This is a genomic window from Biostraticola tofi (assembly GCF_004343195.1).
GTDB lineage: Bacteria > Pseudomonadota > Gammaproteobacteria > Enterobacterales > Enterobacteriaceae > Biostraticola > Biostraticola tofi.
In genome coordinates this window covers 141,396-158,959 of record NZ_SMCR01000008.1, presented here as the reverse complement: position 1 = coordinate 158,959, position 17,564 = coordinate 141,396, and the positions used below count along the sequence as shown (strand labels likewise).

The 17,564-nt window shown below is 56.7% G+C and carries 15 protein-coding genes, 2 tRNA genes and 1 rRNA gene; 15 read left to right on the top strand and 3 right to left on the bottom strand.

Going from position 1 to position 17,564, the window contains the following annotated elements:
• The 7 genes from rrf to yjfF form a co-directional block, all read left to right on the top strand.
• A 5S ribosomal RNA gene (gene rrf, locus EDC52_RS15775) occupies positions 1-87 on the top strand; the annotation flags it as partial.
• Between the two features lie 108 nt (positions 88-195).
• Positions 196-272: transfer RNA gene (locus tag EDC52_RS15770), tRNA-Asp, on the top strand.
• An 8-nt stretch (positions 273-280) separates the two neighbouring features.
• Positions 281-356: transfer RNA gene (locus EDC52_RS15765), tRNA-Trp, on the top strand.
• 297 nt (positions 357-653) lie between these two features.
• A complete protein-coding gene (ytfQ, locus tag EDC52_RS15760) occupies positions 654-1,610 on the top strand; it encodes a galactofuranose ABC transporter, galactofuranose-binding protein YtfQ (RefSeq protein WP_131866576.1) in 957 nt (318 codons plus the stop codon).
• 91 nt (positions 1,611-1,701) lie between these two features.
• Positions 1,702-3,216 (top strand): sugar ABC transporter ATP-binding protein, encoded by a 1,515-nt coding sequence (locus EDC52_RS15755; protein ID WP_131866574.1) that lies wholly within the window; start codon positions 1,702-1,704, stop codon positions 3,214-3,216.
• Positions 3,213-4,229, top strand: a complete 1,017-nt coding sequence (gene ytfT, locus EDC52_RS15750) for a galactofuranose ABC transporter, ATP-binding protein YtfT (protein WP_329955562.1) — start codon at positions 3,213-3,215, stop codon at positions 4,227-4,229. The genes EDC52_RS15755 and ytfT overlap by 4 nt, the downstream gene beginning before the upstream one ends.
• Complete coding sequence (gene yjfF / locus EDC52_RS15745; RefSeq protein WP_131866572.1) at positions 4,229-5,221, top strand: galactofuranose ABC transporter, permease protein YjfF; 993 nt, start codon at positions 4,229-4,231, stop codon at positions 5,219-5,221. Before ytfT ends, yjfF begins: the two co-directional genes overlap by 1 nt.
• A 16-nt stretch (positions 5,222-5,237) precedes the next feature.
• Here yjfF and hdfR read toward each other — a convergent pair whose 3' ends face one another.
• Positions 5,238-6,056 carry an HTH-type transcriptional regulator HdfR gene (hdfR, locus tag EDC52_RS15740; protein ID WP_131866570.1) on the bottom strand — a complete coding sequence of 273 codons (819 nt, stop codon included), beginning with the start codon at positions 6,054-6,056 and terminating at the stop codon, positions 5,238-5,240.
• A gap of 121 nt (positions 6,057-6,177) precedes the next feature.
• On the opposite strand from hdfR, the gene EDC52_RS15735 reads away from it, so the two are divergent.
• Positions 6,178-6,516 (top strand): DUF413 domain-containing protein, encoded by a 339-nt coding sequence (locus tag EDC52_RS15735; protein ID WP_131866568.1) that lies wholly within the window; start codon positions 6,178-6,180, stop codon positions 6,514-6,516.
• Positions 6,517-6,547: 31 nt separating this feature from the next.
• Here EDC52_RS15735 and EDC52_RS15730 read toward each other — a convergent pair whose 3' ends face one another.
• Positions 6,548-8,071, bottom strand: a complete 1,524-nt coding sequence (locus EDC52_RS15730) for a YifB family Mg chelatase-like AAA ATPase (RefSeq protein ID WP_131866566.1) — start codon at positions 8,069-8,071, stop codon at positions 6,548-6,550.
• 335 nt (positions 8,072-8,406) lie between these two features.
• Here EDC52_RS15730 and ilvL point away from each other — a divergent pair, with 335 nt between their 5' ends.
• From ilvL to ilvA, 6 genes are all read left to right on the top strand, one after another.
• The gene (gene ilvL, locus EDC52_RS15725; RefSeq protein WP_131866564.1) at positions 8,407-8,505 is read left to right on the top strand and encodes an ilv operon leader peptide; all 99 of its coding nucleotides are present in this window, start codon (positions 8,407-8,409) and stop codon (positions 8,503-8,505) included.
• A 170-nt stretch (positions 8,506-8,675) separates the two neighbouring features.
• Positions 8,676-10,322 (top strand): acetolactate synthase 2 catalytic subunit, encoded by a 1,647-nt coding sequence (gene ilvG / locus EDC52_RS15720; protein WP_131866562.1) that lies wholly within the window; start codon positions 8,676-8,678, stop codon positions 10,320-10,322.
• Entirely contained in the window at positions 10,319-10,576 is a 258-nt protein-coding gene (gene ilvM / locus EDC52_RS15715) for an acetolactate synthase 2 small subunit (RefSeq protein WP_131866560.1), read from the top strand. Before ilvG ends, ilvM begins: the two co-directional genes overlap by 4 nt.
• A 22-nt stretch (positions 10,577-10,598) precedes the next feature.
• Positions 10,599-11,525, top strand: a complete 927-nt coding sequence (locus tag EDC52_RS15710) for a branched-chain amino acid transaminase (RefSeq protein ID WP_131866558.1) — start codon at positions 10,599-10,601, stop codon at positions 11,523-11,525.
• A 68-nt stretch (positions 11,526-11,593) separates the two neighbouring features.
• Positions 11,594-13,444, top strand: coding sequence for a dihydroxy-acid dehydratase (gene ilvD, locus EDC52_RS15705; protein WP_131866556.1), 1,851 nt, complete (start codon positions 11,594-11,596; stop codon positions 13,442-13,444).
• A gap of 6 nt (positions 13,445-13,450) precedes the next feature.
• Complete coding sequence (gene ilvA, locus EDC52_RS15700) at positions 13,451-14,995, top strand: threonine ammonia-lyase, biosynthetic (RefSeq protein ID WP_131866554.1); 1,545 nt, start codon at positions 13,451-13,453, stop codon at positions 14,993-14,995.
• Positions 14,996-15,011: 16 nt separating this feature from the next.
• Here the strand turns inward: ilvA and ilvY are convergent, their stop codons facing one another.
• Positions 15,012-15,899: an HTH-type transcriptional activator IlvY gene (ilvY, locus tag EDC52_RS15695; protein WP_131866552.1), complete on the bottom strand. Its 888-nt coding sequence runs from the start codon at positions 15,897-15,899 to the stop codon at positions 15,012-15,014.
• Positions 15,900-16,065: 166 nt separating this feature from the next.
• Here ilvY and ilvC point away from each other — a divergent pair, with 166 nt between their 5' ends.
• Positions 16,066-17,544, top strand: coding sequence for a ketol-acid reductoisomerase (gene ilvC / locus EDC52_RS15690; protein ID WP_131866550.1), 1,479 nt, complete (start codon positions 16,066-16,068; stop codon positions 17,542-17,544).
• The last annotated feature ends 20 nt before the right edge of the window (positions 17,545-17,564 follow it).

Below are 17,564 nucleotides of genomic sequence, written 5' to 3'. Positions count from 1 at the left end.
TGACCCCATGCCGAACTCAGCAGTGAAACGCCGTAGCGCCGATGGTAGTGTGGGGTCTCCCCATGCGAGAGTAGGGAACTGCCAGGCATCCAATTAAGCTTCAGTCATGAATATCGGCTGTAGCGAACACCGAAGACAGCATTAGCAAGCGTTGACCCCGCATTTGTTATGTCTTTTGGTGAGTACCGAATCGGTGGTGCGGTAGTTCAGTCGGTTAGAATACCGGCCTGTCACGCCGGGGGTCGCGGGTTCGAGTCCCGTCCGCACCGCCACCCTATTTAGGGGCGTAGTTCAATTGGTAGAGCACCGGTCTCCAAAACCGGGTGTTGGGAGTTCGAGTCTCTCCGCCCCTGCCAGATAAAGAAAAACCCTTCGCGTAAGCGAGGGGTTTTTTTTTGGCGTGATTTTCGCCTATCCCCTGGTCTAAATCAGCTAAAAATATGCACAATCGCACTATAACTGCAGGCTGTGACATTGCTCATCATAATTATTTTCAATTCATCTAAAAATACAAGGCGCCTGCTGGCCTGTCGGCGGTAGCGGAGTATTGCATTTTTCACTGTGTTTTAAGCGTTGCGTAAGGGCAGCGGCTCAACCGCTCCTGACGCGCCTCGTCCCTACAGATAATAAAATTCAAAGTGAAGGAGAATAATATGGTCAAGCGCATGATGATCGCATTGGCTGTCAGTGCCGCCTTATGCCAGGCAGCACAAGCCGCTCCCCTGGTCGTGGGATTTTCACAAATCGGCTCTGAGTCTGGCTGGCGATCTGCCGAAACCAAAGTTTCCAAGATGGAAGCCGAAAAACGCGGCATTACCTTCAAAATCGCCGATGCCCAGCAAAAACAGGAAAACCAAATCAAAGCCGTACGTTCATTTATTTCCCAAGGGGTAGATGCCATCTTTATTGCGCCGGTGGTCGCTACCGGTTGGACGCCGGTACTGCAGGAAGCGAAAGAAGCCAAGATCCCAGTGTTCCTGCTGGACCGGATGATTGAGGTCAATGATCCTTCGCTGTATACCGCCGCCGTTGCCTCCGACAGCGTTTACGAAGGCAAAGTAGCCGGTCAGTGGTTAGCGAAAGAAGTCGGCGATAAAGAGTGCAACGTGGTCGAACTGCAGGGAACGGTTGGGTCAAGCGTCGCGATTAACCGTAAAAAAGGTTTCGCTGACGGCATCAGCGAAAACGGCAAGGTCAAAATTGTGCGCTCTCAGTCAGGTGATTTTACCCGCAGCAAGGGCAAAGAGGTCATGGAGAGCTTCATCAAGGCAGAACAGAACGGCAAGAACATCTGTGCGGTCTATGCCCACAATGATGATATGGCTATCGGCGCCATCCAGGCCATCAAGGAAGCGGGCCTGAAACCAGGCAGTCAAATCAAAGTGGTCTCTATTGATGGCGTGCCGGATATTTTCAAAGCCATGATGAACGGTGAAGCCAATGCGACGGTCGAATTGACCCCCAATATGGCCGGCCCGGCGTTTGATGCGCTGATTGCCTGGAAAAAAGACGGTACCGTCCCGAAAAAATTCATCCAGACCGATTCCCGTTTATTACTGCAGGACACCGCCAAGCAAGAGTTTGAGTCCAAGAAATCCCTGGGCTATTGATCTCGACCTTAACCGGCGTGGCGGGTCTGACCCCCACGCCTTGACGAGCGGTTAAGTTTTCCATTCGTGTCCGGCTGTAAAGGGGAAGACCATGGAAACATCGCCACTGTTGGTGGTTAAAGGCCTGAGTGTGGAATTCCCGGGGGTAAAGGCGCTCCAAGAGGTGGACTTTACGCTGAACCGCGGCGAAATAATGGCATTACTGGGGGAAAACGGTGCTGGCAAATCAACGCTGATCAAAGCCCTGACCGGGGTTTATCATCGTTCGCAGGGGGAAATCCTGCTGGACGGTGAATCGGTGGATCCCAAGAGTACCGCCGATGCCCAGAGCATGGGTATCGGCACTGTTTATCAGGAAGTTAACCTGCTGCCTAACCTGTCTGTCGCCGCCAATCTGTTCATCGGCCGTGAACCGACCCGTATGGGAATGGTATCGTGGCAAAAGATGAATGCGCGCTCCAGAGAGATCGTTGCCCAGTACGGGCTGGATATTGATGTAACTCAACCGCTTTCCAGCTATTCCATCGCCGTCCAGCAAATTATCGCCATCGCCCGAGCGGTGGATTTGTCCGCCCGAGTGCTGATTCTGGATGAACCGACCGCCAGCCTGGACGCACGCGAAGTCGACATGCTGCTTACCATGCTGCGGCAGATCCGCGACCAAGGGGTGGCGATGATTTTCGTCACCCACTTTCTCGATCAGGTCTACAAGATCAGTGACCGAATTACAGTGCTGCGCAATGGCAAACTGGTGGGTACCCGTATCGCCGCTCAACTGCCCAGGCTCGAACTGGTGGAGATGATGCTGGGTAAAACCTTTGATGAAACCCTGCTGCACCGCAGTCAGCGTGCCTCGGCCACTGCCGCTCCCCTGGTTGCATTCAGCCAGTATGGGCGGCGTGGGGTGGTGGAGGCATTTGATTTATCGGTCAGGCCAGGCGAAATTGTTGGCCTGGCCGGTCTTTTGGGATCGGGTCGGACGGAAACCGCCCAACTGATGTTTGGCATCAAGACGGCCGATCGGGGACAGGCGACCCTTGAAGGCAAACCGATACGCCTTAATCATCCGCGCAAGGCCTCCCGACTGGGTTTCGGCTATTGCCCGGAGGATCGCAAGACCGAAGGCATCGTCGGCGCCGCCACCGTGCGGGAGAACATCATCCTGGCGCTACAGGCTCAGCGCGGCTGGCTGCGCCCGCTTTCGCTGCGCGAACAGATGCGCATAAGCGAGGAATTTATCCGGCTGCTGAATATTCGTACTCCCGGCACTGAACAGGAAATCCAGTATCTTTCCGGGGGGAATCAGCAAAAGGTGCTGCTGTCGCGCTGGCTGGCGACCCACCCCCGTTTCCTTATTCTGGATGAACCAACCCGAGGCATTGATCTGGGGGCTCACGCGGAGATTATCCGCCTGATTGAACAGCTCTGCGCTCAGGGTATGGCGCTGCTGGTGATCTCCTCCGAACTTGAAGAAATGGCCGGTTATGCGGACCGCATTATTGTGCTACGCGATCGTCGCCATGTGGCCCAGCTGCAAGATCCTGACATTTCGGTCGCCACCATCATGAAAGCTATCGCCGCACCGGACAGGGAGGCTGTATCGTGAACCGCAAAACCCCCTCCGCTCTGGAGAGTCCAAAAAGGATACGCTGGTCGATGCCCAAAGGCGCCACTCAATGCCTGGCGCTTATTGCCATACTGGTCATCAACAGCCTGGTCTCGCCTCACTTCTTCTCACTGCATATCCAGGACGGCCGACTGTTCGGCAGCCTTATCGATATTCTTAATCGCGGTGCGCCGGTGGCGTTGCTGGCGCTCGGCATGACATTGGTGATTGCCACCGGCGGAATAGATTTATCGGTAGGGGCGGTGATGGCTATCGCCGGGGCGGCATCGGCTACGCTTATCGCCAATGGCGCATCGCTGCCGGTCGCCCTCGGTTCGGCGCTGGTGGTCGGTGCCCTGTGCGGCTTGTGGAATGGGCTGCTGATTGCATTTCTGGGTATCCAGCCGATCGTGGCTACTTTGATATTGATGGTGGCGGGCCGGGGTATTGCCCAGCTTATTACCGAAGGGCAGATCATTACCTTTGATCATGCGCTGTTCGGCAAAATAGGCCACGGCGCTCTGCTGCTGCTGCCATTACCGGTCATCATCGCTTTCGCCATGCTGCTGCTGCTGTGGCTGCTGACCCGCAAAACCGCCCTGGGGCTGTTTATCGAGGCCGTAGGCATCAATATCCGCTCGGCCAACAATGCAGGCGTCAACACTCGCCTGATGGTGATGGTGGTGTATATGCTCTGCGGCCTGTGCGCCTCGGTGGCAGGCATTATCGTCACGGCGGATATCCAGGGAGCTGATGCCAACAATGCCGGCCTTTGGCTGGAGCTGGACGCGATTCTGGCGGTCGTTATCGGCGGCGGTTCGCTGCTGGGCGGTCGGTTCAATTTACTGATGTCGGTACTGGGGGCGCTGATTATCCAGGGAATGAATACCGGCATTCTACTCTCAGGCTATCAGCCTGAATTCAATCTGGTGGTAAAAGCTATCGTGGTGCTGCTGGTACTGATGGTTCAGTCACCGCGTATCTCATTGAGTCTGTTCCGGAGGCACCGCTGATGCTGAAACGAAACCTGCCGCTGGTGATAACCATTCTGGTGTTTATTCTCGGCTATGGCTATTGCCTGAGCCAGTATCCAGGCTTTGCCTCTACTCGGGTGATTGGCGATTTACTTACCGACAATGCTTTCCTCGGTATTGTCGCCGTTGGGATGACTTTTGTCATCCTGTCCGGCGGTATTGATTTGTCGGTAGGTTCGACCATTGCCTTTACTGGCGTGCTGCTGGCGAAACTGATTGGCCAATACGGCATCGATCCGGCTTACGCCTTTGTCATCGTGCTGGTGATGGGCACCCTTTATGGCGCCATGACAGGATGGATTATCGATACTCTGAAGCTGCCGGCGTTTATTATTACGCTTGCCAGCATGTTCTTCCTGCGCGGCATGAGCTTTATCGTCTCGCGGGAGTCGGTGCCAATTGATCATCCGGTGTATGCCAGTCTGGCAAATTTCGCCTGGCGCATGCCCGGCGGTGGCCGGTTGACGCTGCTGGCTCTGGTGATGCTGCTGGTCGTGGCGCTCGGCATGCTGCTGGCTCACCGCACCCGTTTTGGTAACAATGTCTATGCCATCGGCGGCAATCCCTATTCGGCCGGCTTGATGGGGGTGCCGGTCAAGCGCACCACCGTGCAGATCTACATGCTGTCCAGCCTGCTGGCGGTACTGTCGGGGATCGTATTCTCACTTTATACCTCGGCCGGCTACGCCCTGGCGGCGAGCGGCGTCGAATTGGATGCTATCGCTGCGGTGGTGATCGGCGGAACCTTACTGACCGGGGGGGTCGGAACAGTGCTGGGCACCTTGTTTGGCGTAATGATCCAGGGGCTTATCCAGACGTATATCACTTTTGACGGCACCCTGAGTTCATGGTGGACCAAGATTGTAATCGGTATTCTACTGTTCGGATTTATCGGTCTTCAGAAGGCGCTCAGCGCGTTTTGGCTGTCTAAGCGCAGCGTGGGTACGGCTGCGGTATCGAAACCCGCTTAAAGCGCGGTTGACGGCGTTATATCACCGGGGTTTTGAGTATCTGGCGGATTAGCGGCCGCTGATCGCTGTTCTGCAGCCATACGGCATACAGCGGCCGGACAAGCGGGGGGATATCGACGATAAGCTGCAGTTCGGGATAGGCATTCTGCCAGTCGCTCGGCAGGAAGGCGCAGGCGGTGGTGGAGGCCAGCAGCCGCCGCGACAGATGGGCCGACGTGGTGGTCATCAGTGGCTGGGTATTGCCCGCCAGCAGACGATTCTCCAGGGTGTGAAAATCGGCGCCCCATTCCAGCCGGATATAGGGACGGGGCGAGTCTTCCGGCGCGGGGCCGTGGGCAAACAGCGACAGGGAAAATTGCCCCAACTGCAGACTGGCCAATTCCTCCATCTTCGGCGGTTCGGTGGTGATAAGCAAATCCAGCTGCCGTTCATGCAACTCGCGTATCAGTAAGTGGCGGGGCGCAATGCGGGCCTCCAACTGCAGCGCCGGGCGCTGCTGATAAAGAGTCTCTAGCCAGCTGCCGAGCCAGGCTTCCCACAGCGCGGCGCTGGCGCCGATTGATAGCTGGAAGTTTTCTACCGAATGATTCACCTCTTTTTTAGCCAACTGCCAGGTCGACATCAGACTTTCGGCATAGGGCAGCAGGCGCTCTCCGGCCAGCGTCAGGCGGATATTGTTGCGGTGCCGGGTAAACAGGCTGACGCCCAGCTGAGTTTCCAGTTGACGAATGCGTGAACTGACGGCGGACTGCGTCAGGTAGAGGGTTTCGGCTGCCCGGCCGAAGTGTCTGGTGCGGCTGACCTCCAAAAAGGTTTTCAGTAATTCTGTATCCATGCCCATCTCCAAAAATATTTTATCGTTATGATTAAAATGTTTTGTTTTACAGAAAGTCAAGCCTATCTAATACTCCGCGCCATAATCTGTACGGCTTATGTAAGGATGGGGAGCGCATAAAATGGCGGACAGCTTTTCTAGCACAACTCGTTATTTCGATAACAAATATTACCCTCGCGGCTTTTCGCGCCATGGTCATTTCACCATCAGGGAAGCTCAACTGCTGGAGCGTTGTGGTCATGCCTACAATGATCTGGACAGTGGCAAACGCCAGGCTGCTACCGACGAGGAGCAGCATTTTGTTGCCACTTGCCGCGGTGAACACGAGCCATCCACCGAGCACGAAAAGGTGTGGTTCAAATATGTCAGCCACACACGTCGGCCAAAACGGTTTCACACGCTATCCGGCGGCAAACCGCAAATGGACGTGGTGGAAGACTATACCGACAGCGAAGACTGATTCTGCCGGGGGGCCACAAGGCCCCACATTGCTATTCAGCCTGCTGCCAGAGCTTTTGCAACAAACGATCCATGCTGCGGTAGCTGATGGCTTCACTAAGATGGCTGCGCCTGATATCAGTTGCTCCTTCCAGATCCGCCAGCGTGCGGGCGACCTTCAGCGTCCGGTGCCATGCCCGGACCGATAACCCCAACCTTTCCATGACATCCTCGAGAAACGACGCGTCTTCATCGCATAAATAACAGTACTTTACCACCTCCGAATTAGTTAAATGTGCGTTGGTCTTGCCGCAGCGCTGTTGCTGGATGCCTATGGCGGAGAGAACCCGCCGTTGCACCGTTGCGGTACTTTCACCGTCATGACGCTGCCGCCGCAGCATGCCAGGCGGCAGCAGCGGCACCTCAATGGATAAATCAAAGCGATCGAGAAACGGGCCGGATAAACGGTTCAGGTAGCGCAGTGTGTCTCTGGGACCGCTGCGCCCGTGGATGCCGTGATAATCGCCAGTCGGGCTAGGATTCATCGCCGCAACCAGCTGGAAGCGTGCCGGCAGTCTGAGTTTGCGCTGAACCCGCGAAATCACAATCTCACCGGACTCGAGGGGTTGGCGCAGCGCATCCAGTACCCGCCGCTGGAATTCAGGCAGTTCATCAAGGAACAGCACGCCATTATGCGCCAGCGAGATTTCCCCGGGACGGGGCAGTGCGCCGCCGCCGACCATGGCGGCCAGCGATGCGCCATGGTGTGGCGTTCGGAAGGGGCGGCAGCCCGGCAAGATCCGCCGCGGATTGTCGGTCATCAGGCTGATGATAGCGGCGACTTCAACGGCTTCACTGCGGGTTAACGGTGGCAGCAATCCGGGCAGGCGACTGGCCAGCATGGTTTTCCCGGTGCCTGGCGGGCCAATCAGCAACAGGTTGTGGCCGCCGGCGGCGGCTACCTCCAAGGCTCTGCGGGCCTGCTGCTGGCCGATTATCTCGCCAAGATCGGGGCCGGCTTCGGTTGCTTGAGGTAAGACAGGTTCTGGTGGCGGTTGCAGGGGCCGGCCGGCGCTGAAGAACTGGCAGACCTCCTTTAGCTGTTCTGCTACCAAGGCCCGCGAATCGGGGATAAGCGCTATTTCATCGCTGTTCTGGGCGGCGAGAATCAGCTGGCGCCCGTCGGCCGCCGCTGCCATCGCCGCTGGGATGGCCCCATGCACATGCCGCAGTCTACCCGACAGCGCGAGTTCTCCCAGAAATTCATAACGGGCTAGCGCTTCGGTGGACACCTGGCCGGAAGCCGCAAGGATAGCCAGCGCGATCGGCAGGTCATAGCGACCGCCTTCTTTTGGCAGGTCGGCAGGTGCAAGGCTCACGGTTATCCGCCTGGCGGGGAACACGAAGTCATTGTTAAGCAATGCACTGCGCACCCGATCCCGTGATTCTTTAACGGCGGTTTCCGGCAATCCCACCAGGTAGAAACCGGGTAAACCCTTGCTGATATGAGCTTCTACCGATACCAGAGGCGCCTGAATACCGGTGGAAGCCCTACTGTGGATCAGTGCGAGTGACATGGCGTGCTCCTGGATAAGGGATGTTTATCATGCCCTGATCCGCCAGCGTTCGCCGGCCATCAAGTCAGGCTTTCCGACAGAGATTAAGGAAAACCTGTTCCGTGTACGCAGCATCAAGTTGAGACTGCGGCGGGGATCCGGCCACGAGGCGCTGTAAGATAATCCCTAAAGGCAAAGAAAAAAGAGTATTACTTAATCCACTGAAAAATAGCATTTTTTAAATTAACACCCCAGGCGATCTTCGGCATCATCCTTAAAAAAAGATTGTCAATTGCCTAATAACTGTGATAACTCTGTAGGTATTCATTCGAAAGACAATTAATGAAAACCTATTTATGAAAGCTGTATCCCAAGTGATTAGCCTAGTCGTGATTAGCGTGGTGGTGATTATTATCCCACCGTGCGGGGCGGCACTTGGACGAAGAAAAGCTTAGAAAACAAGCTCTAATCTGAAAAACCCCCGCACCGAAAGGACGGGGGTTTTTTTTTGGCATGATGTCGGCGGACTGAAAATGAAGAATTTAACGACGTATAGACAGAAGGGGCAGAAGATGAAAATCAGCATAAGATGCTGTTCCTCCACTAATAAGGCGGGGAACTGACTATGAATGGGGCTCAGTGGGTAGTACAAGCGTTGCGTACACAGGGTGTGGACATGGTTTTCGGCTATCCCGGCGGCGCTATCATGCCGGTATACGATGCGCTATATGATGGCGGGGTAGAGCACCTGCTTTGCCGTCACGAACAAGGCGCAGCCATGGCGGCAATTGGCTATGCACGGGCAACAGGTAAAGTCGGCGTCTGTATCGCTACCTCAGGCCCCGGGGCCACCAATCTCATCACTGGCCTGGCCGATGCTTTACTGGACTCCGTGCCGGTAGTGGCGATTACCGGCCAAGTGGGTTCGGCCTTTATCGGTACCGATGCCTTCCAGGAAGTCGACGTATTGGGGCTGTCTCTGGCCTGCACCAAGCACAGTTTCCTGGTGGAATCGCTGGATGAGCTGCCGGCGATCATGGCCGAAGCCTTCAACATCGCCAAAGGCGGCCGTCCCGGACCGGTACTTATCGATATTCCCAAGGATATCCAACTGGCCGCCGCCGACCTGGTTCCCCATCTGGCCACGGTTGATGACCCGAGCAGTACTTTTCAGGGCGATATCAGCGCCGCGATCGAATTACTGCGCCAGGCGCACAAGCCGATGCTGTATGTCGGCGGCGGTGTGGGTATGGCCGGTGCCGTACCGGCCCTGCGTGAATTCATGGCTATCACCGGGATGCCGGCGGTAGCCACGCTGAAAGGACTGGGGGCGCCCGACCCTGATAACGAGTGTTATCTGGGCATGCTCGGCATGCACGGCAATCAGGCGGCTAACCTGGCGGTGCAGTCCTGTGATGTGCTGATGGCGGTAGGCGCACGGTTTGATGACCGCGTTACCGGCAAACTGAATACTTTTGCTCCCCATGCCAAGGTCATTCATCTGGATATCGATCCGGCCGAGCTGGGTAAACTGCGCCAGGCCCATGTGGCGCTGCAGGGCGCGTTGAATACCCTGCTGCCGGCGCTGGCCCAGCCCTTATCCATCAATCAATGGCGCAGCGAAGTCCGGGCGCTGAAGGCCGAATATCGCTGGCGCTATGATCATCCCGGCGAGGCTATCTATGCGCCGGCGCTGCTTAATGCCCTGTCGAGCCGCACGCCCGAAGATACCGTCATCACCACCGATGTCGGGCAGCACCAGATGTGGGCCGCCCAGCATATGAGCTTTAAACGGCCGGAGAATTTCATCACCTCCAGCGGACTGGGCACCATGGGTTTTGGCATCCCTGCGGCAGTCGGTGCCCAGGTAGCCCGGCCGGAGGCCCAGGTTATCTGCATATCGGGCGACGGTTCCTTTATGATGAATGTTCAGGAACTGACCACCATCAAACGAAAACAATTGCCCCTGAAAATTGTTTTGCTGGATAACCAGCGGTTGGGAATGGTAAGGCAGTGGCAGCAGTTATTCTTTGATGGACGATTCAGCGAAACTACCCTTTCAGATAACCCCGACTTCCTTACGCTTGCCAGCGCCTTTGATATCCCCGGCCAGCACATCAGCCGTAAAGACCAGATTGATGCCGCGCTCGACACCCTGTTAACTCATCAAGGCCCTTATCTGCTGCATGTGTCTATTGATGAGAATGAAAATGTCTGGCCCCTGGTGCCGCCCGGCGCCGGCAATGAAACCATGATGGAGAAAATGTCATGATGCAACATCAGCTTTCTATCGATGCACGCTTTCGTCCTGAAGTTCTGGAGCGTATCTTGCGTGTGGTGCGCCACCGTGGTTTCAGAGTCTGCGCGTTGAATATGGCGCCGCAGGCCGATACGGAAAGATTAAATATTCAAATGACCGTTGCCAGCCAGCGTCCGGTCGATTTACTGTCTGTACAGTTAAGCAAATTAATGGATGTCGCCGGTGTCGAGATCCAGCACATGACTACACAACAAATACGTGCCTGATGCGCGAGTAAGGAAAAAAGAAATGACGAAGAAAGCTGATTTTATTTGGTTTAACGGCGAAATGGTTCCGTGGGCAGAAGCCAAAGTTCACGTAATGTCGCATGCGCTGCATTATGGTTCATCAGTCTTCGAAGGGGTGCGTTGCTACGACTCGCACAAAGGGCCGGTGGTATTTCGTCACCGCGAACATATGCAGCGCTTGCGCGATTCAGCCAAAATCTATCGTATGCCGGTTAGCCAGAGCGTTGACGATCTGATGGAAGCCTGCCGTTCAGTGCTGAGAAAGAACAAGCTTATCAGCGCCTACATCCGTCCGCTGGTGTTTATCGGCGATGTGGGCATGGGCGTCAACCCGCCTGAAGGCTATACCACCGACGTTATTATCGCCGCGTTCCCCTGGGGGGCTTATCTGGGTGAAGAGGCGCTGGAGCAGGGAATCGATGCCCAGGTTTCCTCCTGGCACCGGGTCGCGGCCAACACCATTCCGACCGCGGCCAAGGCCGGTGGTAACTATCTCTCATCGATGCTGGTGGGCAGTGAAGCACGCCGTCACGGCTACCAGGAAGGTATTGCCCTGGATGTGCACGGCTATGTGTCCGAAGGCGCGGGCGAAAATTTGTTTGAAGTGAAGGACGGTATTCTGTTTACCCCGCCGTTTACTTCCTCCGCGCTGCCGGGCATTACCCGCGACGCCATCATCAAACTGGCCAAAGATGCCGGTCTCGAGGTTCGCGAACAGGTGCTGTCCCGTGAATCCCTGTATCTGGCCGATGAAGTGTTCATGTCCGGTACCGCAGCGGAAATCACTCCGGTTCGCAGCGTCGACGGTATTCAGGTTGGTATCGGTAAACGCGGCCCGGTGACCAAGCAACTGCAGCAGGCGTTCTTTGGCCTGTTCACCGGTGAAACGGAAGATAAATGGGGCTGGCTGGATCAGGTCAACCCATAACAATAAAACGTTAAGACTCAGCGGGCAGAAGATTCTGCCTGCAAAAAAGAATAACTGGAGTATCGAGCATGCCTAAGTACCGTTCAGCTACCACCACCCATGGCCGAAATATGGCCGGTGCCCGCGCGTTATGGCGAGCGACCGGAATGACCGACGATGATTTCGGTAAACCGATTATCGCCGTGGTCAACTCCTTCACCCAGTTCGTGCCGGGCCATGTTCACCTTCGTGATCTGGGCAAGCTGGTGGCCACGCAGATCGAAGCCTCAGGCGGGGTGGCGAAAGAGTTCAACACCATTGCCGTCGACGACGGTATCGCCATGGGCCATGGCGGCATGCTCTACTCACTGCCGTCGCGCGAACTGATTGCCGACTCGGTGGAATACATGGTCAATGCCCACTGTGCCGACGCCATGGTCTGTATCTCTAACTGCGATAAAATCACCCCGGGCATGCTGATGGCGGCGCTGCGCCTGAATATCCCGGTGATTTTTGTTTCCGGCGGCCCGATGGAAGCCGGTAAAACCAAATTATCCGACAAAATCATCAAACTGGATCTGATCGACGCCATGATCCAGGGGGCCAACCCCAATGTCTCCGATGCCGACAGCAACCAGATTGAACGCTCTGCCTGTCCGACCTGCGGATCCTGTTCCGGCATGTTCACCGCCAACTCGATGAACTGCCTGACCGAGGCCCTCGGCCTCTCCCAGCCGGGCAATGGCTCGCTGCTGGCGACCCATGCCGATCGCGAGCAACTGTTTCTCAATGCCGGAACCCGGATCGTCGGCCTGGCCAAACGTTATTACGAACAGGATGACGAAAGCGTGCTGCCGCGCAGCATCGCCTGCAAAGCAGCGTTCGAAAACGCCATGATCCTGGATATTGCCATGGGCGGTTCGACCAACACCGTGCTGCATTTGTTGGCGGCGGCCCAGGAAGGCGAAATAGACTTTGTCATGGCTGATATCGACCGCTTGTCACGCAAGGTACCGCACCTGTGTAAAGTGGCGCCAAGCACGCCAAAATACCATATGGAAGATGTGCACCGGGCCGGCGGCGTGCTGGGCATCCTCGGTGAGCTGGATCGCGCCGGTCTGCTGAACCGTGAAGTCAAAAATATTCTTGGCCTGGATCTGCCGGAAACCCTGCGTCAATACGATGTGATGCTGACCGAGGATCAAGCGGTCAAAAGCATGTATTCGGCCGGCCCGGCCGGCATCCGCACCACCAAAGCCTTTTCCCAGGACTGTCGCTGGCCGTCACTGGATACCGACCGGCAGGAAGGCTGTATCCGTTCCCGTGAGTTTGCCTATAGTCAGGATGGCGGGCTGGCGGTGCTTTACGGCAACGTCGCCGAAGATGGCTGTATCGTCAAGACCGCCGGGGTCGACAAAGGTAATCTGCTGTTCCGCGGCCCGGCGAAAGTCTTTGAGAGCCAGGACGATGCGGTTGAGGCAATCCTCGGCGGCAAAGTGGTGGCCGGCGACGTGGTGGTGATTCGTTATGAAGGGCCGAAAGGCGGGCCGGGGATGCAGGAAATGCTGTACCCGACCACCTATCTCAAGTCGATGGGATTGGGTAAAAGCTGTGCCCTTATCACCGATGGACGTTTCTCCGGCGGCACTTCTGGCCTTTCAATCGGCCATGTGTCTCCGGAAGCCGCCAGCGGCGGTCTGATTGGCCTGGTGCACGATGGCGATATCCTCGATATCAATATCACCCAGCGCAGCATCCAGTTGGAGGTGGCCGACAGTGAACTGGCCGCCCGCCGTGAAACCGAACTGGCGCGCGGAACCGCTGCCTGGACCCCGCAATCCCGCCAGCGCCAGGTTTCCTATGCGCTGCGCGCTTACGCCACTCTGGCGACCAGCGCCGATAAAGGTGCCGTACGCGATAAAAGCAAGCTGGGAGGCTAACCTATCATGGCAGAGTCGTTACCATTGCCGGCGGCCCCCAGTCCATCGGAGTACCTGCGTGCCGCCCTGCGTTCGCCGGTGTATGAAGTCGCCGAAGTGACTCCGCTGCAGAAAATGGAAAAGCTGTCGGCTCGCCTGGGCAATCAGGTGCTGGTGAAACGTGAAGATCGCCAGCCGGTGCACAGCTTCAAGTTGCGCGGGGCTTACGCCATGATGGCCAGCCTGACGGAGGAACAGAAGGCCCATGGGGTGGTGACGGCATCGGCCGGTAATCACGCCCAGGGCGTGGCGCTGTCGGCTACCCGCCTGGGGATGACATCGCTTATCGTCATGCCGGTCAGCACCGCGGATATCAAAGTGGATGCGGTCAGGCGTTTTGGCGGGCAGGCGCTGCTGTATGGCGCCAATTTCGATGAAGCCAAGGCCAAAGCCATTGAATTGGCGCGAGAGCAGAACTACACCTTCGTTCCGCCGTTCGACCATCCGGCGGTGATCGCCGGGCAGGGTACGTTGGCGATGGAACTGCTGCAGCAGGATGCCCATCTGGACCGGATTTTCGTGCCGGTCGGCGGCGGCGGACTGGCGGCGGGCGTGGCGGTAGTGATTAAGCATCTGATGCCGCAGATACAGGTAATTGGCGTCGAGGCCGAGGATTCGGCCTGTCTGTGCGCCGCCCTTAAAGCCGGTCACCCGGTGGACTTGGCCCGGGTCGGCTTATTTGCTGAAGGTGTAGCGGTGAAACGCATCGGCGATGAAACTTTCCGGCTGTGCCGGGATTACCTGGATGACGTGATTACCGTCGACAGCGATGCTATCTGCGCGGCAGTGAAGGATTTATTCGAAGACGTGCGGGCGATTGCCGAACCGGCCGGCGCTCTGGCGCTGGCGGGCATGAAGAAGTATATCCAGCTCCATAATATTCAGGGCGAACGGCTGGCGCACGTGCTGTCCGGCGCCAACATGAATTTCCATGGCCTGCGTTATGTGTCTGAACGCTGCGAACTGGGTGAACAGCGTGAGGCCTTGATGGCGGTCACCATCCCTGAGCGGAAAGGCAGTTTCCTGACCTTCTGCCAACTGCTGGGCGGCCGGGCGGTAACCGAATTCAACTACCGCTATGCCGATGGCGATAATGCCTGCATTTTTGTCGGCGTACGCCTGACTCGCGGCCATGAAGAACGCGAAGAGATCATCAGTCTGCTGCACCAGGGCGGCTATCAGGTGGTGGACCTGTCCGACGATGAAATGGCCAAGACCCACGTTCGCTACATGGTGGGCGGCCGGCCATCGAAGCCTATCCGCGAGCGACTGTACAGTTTTGAATTCCCGGAATCCCAGGGCGCCTTACTGAAGTTCCTGCACACCCTGGGCACTCACTGGAATATTTCGCTGTTCCATTATCGCAGTCACGGCACCGACTATGGCCGGGTCCTGGCCGGATTTGAACTGCCAGAGCAGGACGCGGAATTTGAGCGTCATCTGCGCGAACTGGGCTATGAATGCCATGATGAAACGCGTAATCCGGCCTTTCGCTTCTTTCTGGCGGGCTAGTATGTCGACGGCCGCATCAGCGCTCCAGTAATTGCCAGAAGGCGCTGATCAGTGGCTCCTGCGTACGCTTGCGCTGCACGCAGACCCCCAGTTGCAGGGCGTCGACCGGCGTGCCGTGCTCCAGTACCGAAATACGGTTCCTTACCGGTTCCGGACTGTTTTCCATGACCACATCCGGGATTAACGCTATCCCGCAACCGAGTGCGACCATTGATACGATGGCCTCATGCCCGGCGACGGTGGCATAAATCAGCGGATTGGTAATGCGATTGGCCCGCAGCCAGTGGTCGATGCGTCGTCGGGCCGGGCCGTGCTCCGGCAGGATAAACGGGATATGCGGCCAGTCGGGAAGCTCGGCCCGGGTCTGGGCCTGTACCGGACATGGCAGGGCCGGCGCGATAAGGATCATTGGAATATCGCCAATCGGCGTGAAATCGATGCTTGAGGGCAGAATTTCAGGATGGCCGGCAATGCCCAGGTCTGCATCACCGGACTGGACTTTCTCTACCGCATCGGCGGCATCGCCGGTGGTCAATTTGATTTCAACCAGCGGATGTTCAGCCCGAAAGTGATCAAGGATCGGCGGCAGATGGCTGTACGCGGCGGTCACCGAGCAGAACAGCCGCAGCTCGCCGCTGAGCGAGGGACCATGCTGCCCGAGACTGTGGCGTAGCTGCTGGTAATGCAACAGGGTCTGCTGGGCGAATTGTTTGAGCTGCTGGCCGGCATCGGTGAGCTGAACTGTCCGGTTATCGCGCAAAAACAGGATCTGCCCGATGTCATCTTCCAGCCGCTGGATCTGGCGCGACAGCGTTGAAGGGCTGACATGCATCGCTTTGGCGCTGCGGCCAAAATGCCGGCTTTCGGCCAGATGAAGAAACAGTTTCAGATCTCGGATATCCATGGGATGACGTTCTCGGCAGTACGTTGCACTATTCGCAACATCAGATTGTTAATATATCAATTTAAGCAACGCGTTTCCTGCCTTATAGTGGCTATCAACGAAAGTTTCCCCACCGGGTAAACTGCCCAGACAACTGAAAAGCACCAGACCACAACGGAGTAGTACCATGGCTAATTATTTCAACACTTTAAACCTGCGCCAACAGCTGGAGCAATTAGGAAAATGCCGCTTTATGGGCCGGGACGAATTTGCGGATGAAGCGGGCTACCTGAAAGGGAAAAAAGTGGTGATTGTCGGCTGTGGTGCCCAGGGGCTCAACCAGGGTCTCAACATGCGCGATTCCGGCCTGGATATCTCTTATGCCCTGCGTCCGGAGGCCATCAGCGAGAAACGCGCCTCATGGCGCAAAGCCACCGAAAACGGTTTCAAGGTCGGCACCTATGAAGAGCTGATCCCTCAAGCGGATCTGGTGGTCAACCTGACGCCGGACAAGCAGCATTCCGCCGTGGTAAAAGCGGTGCAGCCGATCATGAAACAGGGCGCAGCCCTGGGCTATTCACACGGTTTCAATATTGTGGAAGTCGGTGAAGAAATTCGTCAGGACATCACCGTCATCATGGTAGCGCCGAAATGTCCGGGCACCGAAGTCCGTGAAGAATACAAGCGCGGTTTCGGCGTGCCGACCCTTATCGCCGTTCATCCTGAAAACGATCCCAAGGGTGAAGGCATGGCGCTGGCCAAAGCCTGGGCCGCCGCAACCGGTGGTCACCGTGCCGGGGTATTGCAGTCTTCTTTCGTTGCCGAAGTCAAATCCGACCTGATGGGCGAACAGACCATCCTCTGCGGCATGCTGCAGGCCGGTTCGCTGCTGTGCTTCGACAAGATGGTCGCTGACGGTGTCGACCCTGCCTACGCTGAAAAACTGATTCAGTTCGGCTGGGAAACCACCACCGAAGCGCTGAAGCAGGGCGGCATCACCCTGATGATGGACCGTCTGTCCAACAGCGCCAAGCTGCGCGCCTTTGCCCTGTCTGAGCAGTTGAAAGGCCTGATGCAGCCTTTGTTTGAAAAACACATGGACGATATCATCACCGGCGCATTTTCCAGCGGCATGATGGCCGACTGGGATAACGACGATGTTAAACTGCTTGGCTGGCGTGAAGAGACCGGCCAGAGCGCTTTCGAAAATGCGCCGCAGTTTGAAGGCAAAATCCCTGAGCAGGAATATTTCGACCACGGCGTGCTGATGATCGCCATGGTTAAAGCCGGTGTTGAGCTGGCGTTTGAAACCATGACCCGCTCCGGTATCATCGCTGAGTCGGCTTACTATGAATCACTGCATGAACTGCCGCTGATTGCCAACACCATTGCCCGTAAGCGCCTGTATGAAATGAACGTGGTTATCTCTGATACCGCCGAATACGGCAACTACCTGTTCGCCAACGCTGCCGTGCCGTTACTGAAAGAACAATTCATGTCCAGTCTGCAGGCCGGCGATCTGGGTAAATCGGTTGCCGCCGGTGAAATCGACAATGCCCAGTTACGTGATGTGAACGAAGCTATCCGCCAGCATCCGATCGAAATCATCGGCAGCACCCTGCGCGGCTACATGAAAGACATGAAACGTATTGCGGTGGCCAACTAATCCATTGCCGCAGTCAGGTC